The 10,628-nt window shown below is 41.9% G+C and carries 8 protein-coding genes and 1 pseudogene; 2 read left to right on the top strand and 7 right to left on the bottom strand.

Features of this window, described 5'->3' with window-relative positions; genetic code table 11:
• The 3 genes and pseudogenes from ACERCF_RS12110 to ACERCF_RS12100 all read right to left on the bottom strand — a co-directional run.
• Nucleotides 1-536, bottom strand: a pseudogene (locus ACERCF_RS12110) (helix-turn-helix domain-containing protein); the annotation flags it as partial.
• A gap of 198 nt (nt 537-734) precedes the next feature.
• Nucleotides 735-2,300 carry an OmpA family protein gene (locus ACERCF_RS12105; protein WP_373625725.1) on the bottom strand — a complete coding sequence of 522 codons (1,566 nt, stop codon included), beginning with the start codon at nt 2,298-2,300 and terminating at the stop codon, nt 735-737.
• 169 nt (nt 2,301-2,469) lie between these two features.
• Complete coding sequence (locus ACERCF_RS12100; RefSeq protein WP_373625724.1) at nt 2,470-3,648, bottom strand: FAD-dependent oxidoreductase; 1,179 nt, start codon at nt 3,646-3,648, stop codon at nt 2,470-2,472.
• Nucleotides 3,649-3,754: 106 nt separating this feature from the next.
• Between ACERCF_RS12100 and ACERCF_RS12095 the strand changes: the two genes are divergently transcribed.
• Complete coding sequence (locus ACERCF_RS12095; protein WP_373625723.1) at nt 3,755-4,096, top strand: hypothetical protein; 342 nt, start codon at nt 3,755-3,757, stop codon at nt 4,094-4,096.
• Nucleotides 4,097-4,229: 133 nt separating this feature from the next.
• Nucleotides 4,230-5,762: a YifB family Mg chelatase-like AAA ATPase gene (locus tag ACERCF_RS12090; RefSeq protein ID WP_373625722.1), complete on the top strand. Its 1,533-nt coding sequence runs from the start codon at nt 4,230-4,232 to the stop codon at nt 5,760-5,762.
• 63 nt (nt 5,763-5,825) lie between these two features.
• Here the strand turns inward: ACERCF_RS12090 and menH are convergent, their stop codons facing one another.
• From menH to ACERCF_RS12070, 4 genes are all read right to left on the bottom strand, one after another.
• Nucleotides 5,826-6,632, bottom strand: coding sequence for a 2-succinyl-6-hydroxy-2,4-cyclohexadiene-1-carboxylate synthase (gene menH / locus ACERCF_RS12085; protein ID WP_373625726.1), 807 nt, complete (start codon nt 6,630-6,632; stop codon nt 5,826-5,828).
• A gap of 91 nt (nt 6,633-6,723) precedes the next feature.
• Nucleotides 6,724-8,430: a 2-succinyl-5-enolpyruvyl-6-hydroxy-3-cyclohexene-1-carboxylic-acid synthase gene (menD, locus tag ACERCF_RS12080; protein WP_373611728.1), complete on the bottom strand. Its 1,707-nt coding sequence runs from the start codon at nt 8,428-8,430 to the stop codon at nt 6,724-6,726.
• A gap of 180 nt (nt 8,431-8,610) precedes the next feature.
• On the bottom strand, nt 8,611-9,894 hold the full coding sequence (gene dctM / locus ACERCF_RS12075; RefSeq protein ID WP_006251472.1) for a C4-dicarboxylate TRAP transporter large permease protein DctM: 1,284 nt from the start codon (nt 9,892-9,894) through the stop codon (nt 8,611-8,613).
• On the bottom strand, nt 9,894-10,517 hold the full coding sequence (locus tag ACERCF_RS12070) for a TRAP transporter small permease (RefSeq protein WP_006251471.1): 624 nt from the start codon (nt 10,515-10,517) through the stop codon (nt 9,894-9,896). The genes dctM and ACERCF_RS12070 overlap by 1 nt, the downstream gene beginning before the upstream one ends.
• Between the last annotated feature and the right edge of the window lie 111 nt (nt 10,518-10,628).

Here is a 10,628-nt window from a genome sequence, read left to right as displayed (position 1 = left end):
CCTTTTAAATTACCGACATAAAAGGTATCTTGTGAGCCTAAATAACCTGGGTGAGCCGTCTCAATTTCACCACATGCAATATCATCGTCTTTTTTACGTTCTAACGCTTGAACTTGGCTTTCACTGAGGATAATCCCTTTTTCAGCCACTTCTTTTTCGAGAGCATTTAAACGCTGTTTAAAGTTAGCAAGATTATGGCGTAGCCAAATGGAACGAACACCGCCAGCAGAAACAAAAATACCTTACTTACGAAGTTCATTGCTCACACGAACCTGTCCATAAGTGGGGTAATCAAGAGCAAATTTGACAACCGCTTGCTCAACTCTTTCATCCACTCGATTTTTAATATTTGGGACTCGACGGGTTTGATTAAGTAGCGCTTCAACCCCACCTTGTTCCACTGCTTGTTGATAGCGATAGAATGTATCTCGACTCATTCCGATTGCTTTACAGGCTTGTGAAATATTTCCAAGTTCTTCTGCTAAATTAAGCAAACCAGTCTTGTGTTTAATGAGAGGATTGTTAGAATAAAACATGAGAGTTTCCTTTTTTTGTTTAGATTGAATTTTAGACACTCATATTCTAAACGGGAAACTCTCATTTTTATAATGATTTGTCAGATCAAGTCTGATCTTCTACACATTATTCCTCCTCTCTTTTTGCTATTACTGATGAAAAAAGCGAGATAAACATAATTTTTTTATCTCGCTTTCATTTTTTATGTTAGTTACAGATTATCGTACGTTAAACTCAATACGACGGTTTCTCTTACGACCTTCTTCAGTGCTATTATCTGCAACTGGATTATCTTGACCGTAACCTACCGCAGTTAATGATTCAGCAGGAACGCCTTGTTTGATTAAGTAATCACGCACTGATTTTGCACGCTGTTCTGATAATTGTTGGTTTGCTGCTGCATCACCTACGTTATCGGTGTAACCCGAAATTTCGCCAGTACGTTTGTTTTCAACAAAGTATTGTGCTAACGCATTTAAACGACGGAAATAACGTGGATTAATTTCAGATGATGCTGTTGCAAACATAATGTCTAAGTCTAATTTTGATAAAGACATATCGGCAAGTACTTCCGCTTCAGGTTCATTTACGTTTACTTTATCTGCATTTACCGTAAATAAGCTGCCTAATAATGCTTTTGCTTTTTCTACTAAGCTCGTTTTTGCATCTTCGCTATTTACTTCACCGACTAGGTTTAATACTTTATCTGCAAACGCACCATTTACACCAGGGAATTCTTTGAATAAATCAGCTAAACCAGAGAAGTTGTTGAAGCTGAATTTATCTGCTGTTGCATCAACCGTTAATTTATCTACTAATGGTAAACCAGCTGCTAAACCTTTGAATGCATCTAAGATACTTGCTTTAATACCATCATTTTGAACTGTACCGGATACAGTTAAGTCTTTATCTGTTTTTTCCCAAGCAAGATTGCCTAAACCATCAGATACTTTTACTGTTTCAGTTGCCGGAACTTGAGCTGCCGGGGTTGTTTGGGCTGCTGGAGCATTCGCAGTTGTTGTAGTACCTTTATCTGAACAGCTTTTAATACCGAATAAGGCAGCTAAGATAATACCTGCACCGATTAACCACTTGCTTAAGCTAGATGATTTAGCTGGTTCAGTTTTTACTGTCGTTGTTGTAGAGGCCGGTTTTGCTGTTGCTGTATGTGCTGTAGCTGCTATTGAAACAGTACCTACTTTAGCAACATTGCTTAATACATCGCTGAATGATTTATTTGCAAAACCTAATGCTGCTAACGCTCCGGTATCTAATTCATTTGAAACAGCTCTTGTTTGCTCAGCTAATAAATTAGTGAAATTGTTTAAGCCAAAGCCACTCGAAATCTTATCTTTAAAGAAAGAAAAAACGATTGGTAATAATAAACCTAACATACCTTTAGATATAGTAGGGTTAGTATTTGTGCTGGTTGCTAAGTGGCTTGCAACAACATCTGTACGATCACCAAACAAGTTAGGTAAAATATTTTTACCTAGCTCAAATAAGTTACTCAAATTATTGTTGTTAGTAGCAATATCGGTTTTACCCATTACGATATCTAATGGATTACTTTGTAGGTTGGTATTTCTAATGAGATTAAATAAGTCGTTTGCACCTTGAGTGTTACTTGCTTTTTGGCTCATACCTCCCAAGATCAAAGATAAACCTTTAGTTAAAAGACTACCGCCTGTTTCATTTGTTACGCCAAACTGTTTCCCTACCTGGTTAAGTATTAATTCTCGAACCGGGCCATTTTGTAATAATTGATTTAAATTGAAATTCATTAGTTTTTAGTTCCTTATTTATAGAGTGAACGAATTTACATAAGTTAATTCATTAAACTTATGGAAGAGATAATTATAACGTTATTTTAAAATTAAAAATGGCAATCTTTTACATATTTACAACATTTACATATAAGCGGAGAATTGTAAAAAAGGTAAATATTTGGAACTAAATTCCAATCGCATATTTCAACGCCTGTTTTTTAATTGGCGTGGCTTTTTCGGCAATAATTAACCCTAAATTACGAGCAATTTTTAGCGGCAGAAGTTCGGTTTTAAATGCTTTATAAAAAACGTCCATTCCTGTTTGCATTAGCAAATTGTCTGGTTTACGTTTTTGTTCATAACGTTTTAGCACTGTTTCACTTGCAAAATTTTCACCTTTTTTGACCGCTTGTTCTACCACCTCAAGTAATACTTTCACATCTTTAAAGCCTAAATTTACACCTTGCCCGGCGAGTGGGTTAATGGTGTGAGCTGCATCACCCACTAATACCACACCGTTTTTTACATAATGTTGAGCGTGCTGGCGAGTTAGCGGAAATACTCCTGTGGCTTGCACTTCAATATTCCCTAATTCGTGTAAACGAGCAGGAAATTCACGTTGAATTTCTTGGGTCAGCTTTTCTTTGGAAAGGGATTTTAAGGCTGCGATACACTGTGGAGAATCATACCAAACCACACAACCATTATTGCCTGAAAGCGGTAAAAAAGCTCGAGGGCCACTCGAATAGAATTGTTGCCAAGTGGCTGTTGGAACGGATTTTTCAGTTGTGATAGTTGCAAGCAAACAGTGTTGGCGATATTGCCAGCTCGTTAAACCAATGCTGGCCCATTGGCGGGCTTGAGAGTTTGCTCCATCTGCGGCAATGATAATAGGAGCGGAAAAAGTTTGGTTATCAACTTGAATTTGCCATTGGTTTTCTTCTCTTTTTGCAAAAATTTTCTCAAATCCGACCGCTTGCACGCAGTTTGGAAATTGCTTTAACTGCTCCCATAACGCAATTTGGATTAAGTTATTTTCGACCATATCGCCAAGCTTTTCCAAACCTAAATCAGCAGCTGAAAATAGCGTGTTGAAGCCCTCAATTTCCCACGTTTCAAGTTGGGTATAAGGGCAAGTTCTCATTGCGGCAATTTGCTCCCAAACGCCTAACTTTTCCAACAACTGAATTGACCCCATACTGATGGCGGAAATGCGTAAATCGTAGGCGGAATTTACCTCAAACGTCGGCAGCGGATTTTTCTCTAGCAGAGCTAACTTAACCCCCTGTTTTGCCAATCCTAACGCTGTGGCTGCCCCTATCATACCGCCGCCGATAACAATCATATCGAATTCAGTGTTCATTTTTCTTTCCTCTTCAATGAGCTAATATACGCCTGAAACGCCTTGAATTGTATTGCATTTCAGATTAGGATAAAACCGATTTATTCATTTATAAAAGGAGTATTTTATGTCTTGTAAAACCCACCCACATCACGACCACGAACACGAACACGGTGAAGGCTGTGGTCATACCGCAATCAAACATAATGACCATATCGATTATTTACACGACGGGCATCTGCACCATAAACACGGCGATCACTACGATGAACACGTTTTAGAGGTGAATGAAACCAATCCTGCGGAGTGTAATGCGGTTCATTGTTGTGGCGACCATGTTCACGGCGAGGGCTGCGGCCACGAAGCTGTGCCACACGGCGACCATATTGACTATATTGTAGATGGTCGTTTACATCATCAGCACGGCGATCATTGCGACGATCACGGGCCGGTTGAAATTGTGAAATAAGGCTATTTTGTGGGAGGTTTTTGCCTCTCACAAACTATTTTTGCGATCTGGCTCGAAAATTTGAATCTTTTTCCTACCCACTTTTCTGCTTTCCTTTTATCCTCTCGTCATTGATTTCTTATTTTCCAACATAATGACATTAGCCATAGTTTACAGCCGAGCTTCCATTGGCGTTGAAGCGCCATTGGTGACGATTGAAGTTCATATCAGCAACGGTCAGCCTAAATTAACTATTGTCGGCTTGCCCGAAGCCACCGTGAAAGAAGCGGGCGATCGTGTACGAAGTGCATTGATTAATGCCAATTTTATCTACCCACCGCAGCGGATTACGATCAACCTTGCCCCAGCCGATTTACCCAAAGAAGGCGGACGTTTTGATTTACCGATTGCCATTGGCATTCTAGCGGCTTCAGGGCAGATTGATTCGGATTTATTAAAGCAGTTTGAGTTTTTAGGCGAGCTGGCACTCACAGGGCATTTACGAGGAGTACACGGCACAATTCCTGCCGTGATTTCAGCCGAAAAATCGAAACGCCAAATGATATTGGCTCAGCAAAATGCGAATGAGGCGGCGTTAGTTTCAAATGCTACCACCTATTTTGCGAAGTCGTTGCTTGATGTGGTGAATATGCTCAATAAGCGAGATAAATTACCTATTTGTCAGCAAGTTTTGCAAAATTCGGTAGAAAATCGACCGCTTGTAAGCCGAGACTTAACCGATATTATTGGGCAACAGCATGCCAAGCGAGCCTTAACCATTGCCGCAGCAGGGCAGCATAATTTGCTTTTTCTCGGCCCGCCCGGCACAGGGAAAACAATGCTTGCTAGCCGTTTGGCGGATTTATTGCCTGAAATGTCGGATATAGAAGCGATTGAAACTGCTTCTGTTACTAGTCTTGTGCAGAATGAATTAAACTTCCAGAATTGGAAACAACGTCCGTTTCGTTCGCCTCATCATAGTGCGTCAATGGTGGCGTTGGTGGGCGGTGGTTCGATCCCAAAACCAGGGGAAATTTCCCTTGCTCATAACGGTGTGCTTTTCTTAGATGAACTGCCAGAGTTTGAGCGAAAGGTGTTAGATGCACTCCGTCAACCGCTTGAGGCAGGCGAAATTATTATTTCCAGAGCCAATGCTAAAGTGCAATTCCCAGCTCGTTTTCAGTTAATTGCAGCGATGAATCCAAGCCCGACGGGGCATTATCAAGGTACGCACAATCGCACCTCTCCCCAACAAGTAATGCGGTATTTAAACCGTTTGTCAGGGCCGTTTTTAGACCGATTTGATCTCTCCATTGAAGTGCCACTTTTACCGCAAGGGGCATTACAAAGCGGCTCGGAAAATCGAGGTGAAACCACCGAGCAAGTTCGCAAGCGGGTGTTTTTGGCCAGAAAAATGCAATTTGAGCGAGCAGGCAAAATTAATGCACAACTTACCACACGAGAAATTGAGCGAGATTGCGGGCTATCAGAACAAGACGCATTGTTTTTAGAAAATGCTTTAACTAAATTAGGCTTATCGGTTCGAGCTTATCACCGAATTTTAAAGGTTTCTCGGACTATTGCGGACTTGGCTGGTGAGGAGAACATTAAGCAAATCCATTTAGCCGAAGCCTTAGGTTATCGAGCAATGGATAGATTGTTGCAGAGGTTGCAGGGGGAGAGTTAGCTGGTTTAAATACTCTCTTCCTTGTGGGAGCCGATTGTAGGGGCGTGCTGAGCAAGCCCTAAATCAACATATTATAGATATTGTAATGGGCGTACGCAGTACGCCCCTACCATCTATAAACGCAAGCAACTCCCTCACAAAATCCTCTGCATTCCCTCTATGTGCATTATGCCCTTCATTTTCAATAATCTGCATTGGAAATTGATGTTGCTCTACCATTTGGCGGAATTTTTTATCCTTTTCCCCGATGAAAAAGACGATGTTTTTATCTGTCTGCTTTAATTGTTCTGCATAATTAGGTTGCTTGGCAAGGCTAGTGGCTTCCAGCATTTGGGCGATTCGCTTGCCTTGATTATGCTTTCTATTATCAATATAGCGAGAGCGTTCAATATCACTTAAATCGGCAAAAACAGCTTGTTGATACCAATCTTCTAGCACTTTTTCAATCGGCTCTTGGCGAAAACGATTTGCCCATTGGCAATCATTTTGCCAGCGAGTTTGGCGTTCAGTTTCTGAGGTAAGTCCAATGTTTGCCCCTTCTAATATTGTACCAAGCAGATTTGGATTATGGCTATTAAGCACATAATCAAGCGCAGCACGCCCACCTAAAGAGTAGCCCACTAAATAGAAAGGCTGTGAGCCAACCGTATTTTCTAAAGTTGTGTGAAGCTGCATTCGTAGCTCGGCAAAATCGGTACAGGTAATGTGTTCGCTTTGTCCGTGAAAAGGGAGGTCGATAGTAAGCGGTCGAATTTTGGGGAAATTTTGCAAATGTTGCAGAACGGCTTGCCAGTCTTGTTGCGAACCAAGCAGCCCGTGTAAGAAAACAACAGGAGTGCCTTGTTCTGCGTGCCATTGATGTGAAAGCATATTTTTAATAAAAGCTGTAGGAACAGACCCTGTGTCTGTCCGAATATGATAATGGGCGGGCACAGGACCCGCCCCTACGGATCACAAAATATTAGGCAATTTCCGCCTGTGAAATTTGTTTCAGCAACGATTTATACATATTGCTGCCGTCGTGTTCATTTACTTTGATTTCCACAATGGTAACACCTTTACGAGCATAGGCGTGTTTGAGTTTGGTTTTTAGATCTGCCCAAGTAAACGGGCGGATATATTCAAGCCCGAACATTGTGGCGACTTGAGCAAATTCAAAGTTGTGGGCAAGGCGGTAATATTGATCTTTCGCTTTGCTATCAACAGGCAACATATCAAACAACGCACCACCGCTGTTATTTACCACGAATAAAATAGTCGGTTGGGTAATTTTGGTTAATAAGGCGATGGAGTTTAAATCGTGCAGAGCGGAAATATCGCCTACTACCCCGACGGTTGGTCTGTCGCTGCCTTTCGCAACGCCTGCCATTGTGGCAATTAAGCCATCAATGCCACTTGCCCCACGATTAGTGTAAACTGGGTAGCCTTCAGGCAATTTGCATAAGGCATCAACTAAACGCACAAATAAACTATTGCCGATGAATAGATTACCATTAATTGCTAAAATATCTTGAATATTATGTGCAAGTGATGCCTCACTTAAACTTCCACCCACTTGCTGCTCAATAAAGGTCGCACAGAATTGTGAAAGTGCTAAGGGTTCAAGCAACCACGGCTTTTGGCGAAGTGGTGGGTGAACACGCAAGAAGTGGTGTGCTTTAGCAACAAAACGAGTTTGATGATGTGCGTTCGGGTTAATGTAATCTTGCGACTCATCAACCAGCCAAAATTCGCCTTGATAGGCTTTTAAGAACTCATTCACTCGTTTGCTGACAATTTGTGTGCCGAATTGAATGATGATATCGGCTTGCAATAAACGTTGTTTCACGGTTTCGTTAGAGAGCCAAATATCCGCATACGGTAGGCTTGCTTCAATGCAAGATTGCACATCGCTTAATAAGCACCAGCCCATTGTTTCCGCCCAGTTCTTTAAGCCTGTGCCTTGCTCTGGCGGTAATTTGCCTACCACAATAACACCACGTTTGGTTCGCCAGTAATCCCAATTTTCGTGCATCGAGACTTCACTTTGAATTGCCTGTTGGTCAATCCATTTGGTTTGGGAATTATTCAACCAACCTTGAATTGGGCGTAACCAAGGGGTATTCAGAATTTCGTTAATGTCAGCTTCATAAAGCGGCTCTTCAAAAGGGGCATTAATGTGCAACACGCCTCCTTGTTGAGCTTGAGTAGTGCAAGCCTGTTCAATGGTTGAAACTAACCAGCTTGCATTATAAGCCTCGTTTGCTTTTGGTAAGTTTATGCTCGCAACAGGATAATTTGCAAAAATGCCTTGTTGAGTAATGGCTTGGTTTGCACCACAACCAATTAATTCTGTTGGGCGATCTGCAGAAAGAATAATCAGGTTTTGATGGCTAAGGCTTGCCTCAATTACCGCAGGGTAAAGATTAGCAACCGCTGTGCCGGAGGTAACAATCACCGCAACAGGGCTATTAGTTGCTTTGGCAATGCCTAACGCATAAAAGCCTAAACCACGCTCATCAAAGTGGGTGTGGCATTCTGCATATTGGGTTTGCTGAAGTTGTACTGCCTCAAGGGTTAATGGGGTGGAACGAGAACCCGGTGCGATACAAAAATGCTTTACGCCATAACGCATTAACGCACTTAAAATCACTTTTGCCCAAGTGCGATTAAAAGAACTTACACTCATATTCTTCTCTACTCATTAATAATTCGATAAATAGCCCAAATTGTAGCAAAAAGTTAAATTATTTTGGTAAGTTTTTAGCAAAATAGGTTATTTTTAATAAAATTACCGCCCAATGCTGATGAGTAGCATTGGGCGGTAATCATAGATTTGTAAAAAATTTACAAAAAATAACCGCTTGTATTAATTAATTCCAATCCAATTCGGTAACGCCATCGAGATAGCAGGAATGTAGGTGATTAACACCAAGAAGCCTAATAGCAGTAATAGCCACGGCATTGCGGCTTTAATTACATCAGACAGTGGCATTTTCGATACCGCAGAGGCAACGAATAAGTTCAAGCCGATTGGTGGGGTGATCAAGCCGATTTCCATATTCACCACCATAATAATCCCTAAGTGGATTGGGTCAATGCCGAGTTGTACCGCAATCGGGAATAAAATTGGGGCAAGGATTAAGATAATCGCAGACGGCTCCATAAATGCCCCCGCAATTAATAGCACGATGTTTACCACTAATAGGAATGTCCACGGCTGTAAATTCCATTCAACCACTGTATTAGTGATGAGCTGTGGAATTTGTTCGGTCGTCAGAACGTGGGCGAATAACATTGCATTGGCAATGATAAACATCAACATTACGCTTAATTTGGCGGATTCCAGCAAGACTTTCGGGCAATCACGCAGTTTGACATCTTTATAGATAAAGACAGCCACAAACCACGAGTAAACCGCTGCTACCGCTGCAGCTTCGGTTGGGGTGAAGATGCCGCTGTAAATACCGCCTAAGATAATCACCATCAGCAATAAGCCCCAAATCGCTTTACGGGCGGCGGTAAACCACTCTTTTACCGTTGCACGAGGCTGTGCCGGTAAGTTTTTAATACGAGCGACAACGTAGATAGCAATCATCAATACCAAGCCAAGCATTAAGCCCGGCACAACCCCTGCCATAAATAATTTACCGACTGAGGTTTCAGTTGAAGCGGCATATACCACCATTACTACCGATGGCGGAATTAAGATACCAAGTGTACCTGCATTACAGATAATCCCCGTACCAAAACCGACCGGATAGCCTGAACGCACCATTCCTGCAATGGCAATCGAACCTACTGCTGCTACCGTTGCGGGGCTTGAGCCTGAAAGAGCAGCGAATAGCATACAAGACATTACCGCCGCAATAGCTAAACCACCACGAATATGACCGACGGTTGCATTGGCGAAATCAATTAAGCGTTTTGCTACACCGCCAGTTGTCATAAACGCACCTGCAAGCAAGAAGAATGGGATTGCAAGGAGTGTATAGTGTTCTGAGGTTTCAAATAGTTTGATGGCTAAAGAGCTGACAGAATCTTGGCTGAAAAACATAATAGTAACAGCACCAGCTAAACCGAGTGAAATCGCAATCGGTACGCCAAGAAACATTAAGATAAATAACAAGCTAAATAGCACTAAAATTATCATTATTCTTCTCCTTGTGCGAGTTTCATTGCGTCTTCACTTTCATCGGCTAAGCCTAAGCCCACTTGTTTGCCCTGTAAAATACGCACTAAAATTTCAATAAAACGGATACCGATTAAAGCAAAACCGACAGGCATAATTAAACCAACGTGCCACTGTTTGAGGTGGAATTGATGTAAATCTTCTGCTCCAATATCTGCCACATACATCGCTGAAATCCACTCATAGCTGGCAGAGGCAATTAAGAAGGCATAGGCTAAGCAGGCGGCAATCGCAATCAATCCTACGACTTTTTGGGCGTTGCGTGAGAGTTTTTTCACCAATACATCGACTCCGATATGCCCTGCGGTACGCACCCCATAAGACGCACCAAAGAAGATAAGCCAGCCAAAGCAGACTTTGGTTAAAGCCACGCTCCAAGTCATTTCTTGAGCCATTTCCATAATCCATTCGCCTAACGGCTCAGCAAAACTCGCGGTAAACGGCACAGCTTCGGCTAAATCAAAGAAGACATTATAAAGGTTGTTAAACATCACATAAGTGAAGGTAACAAGCGTCATTACCATTAGCAAAATGGCGATAAAACACTCCTCAAAACGCTCCCAGAACCATTTTAAAGAAGACATTTTGCACTCCATAAAAATGTGGTATCGATGTTTTCTCGTAGGGGCGGGTCTTGTGCCCGCCCTAATACATCGTAGATATTCGGGCGGGCACAGGACCCGCCCCTTGTATAT

Source organism: Mannheimia kashgarensis (genome assembly GCF_041807705.1).
Classification (GTDB): Bacteria; Pseudomonadota; Gammaproteobacteria; order Enterobacterales; family Pasteurellaceae; genus Mannheimia.
The sequence above is the reverse complement of the archived record's forward strand: the minus strand, read 5'-3'. Positions and strand labels throughout refer to the sequence as shown.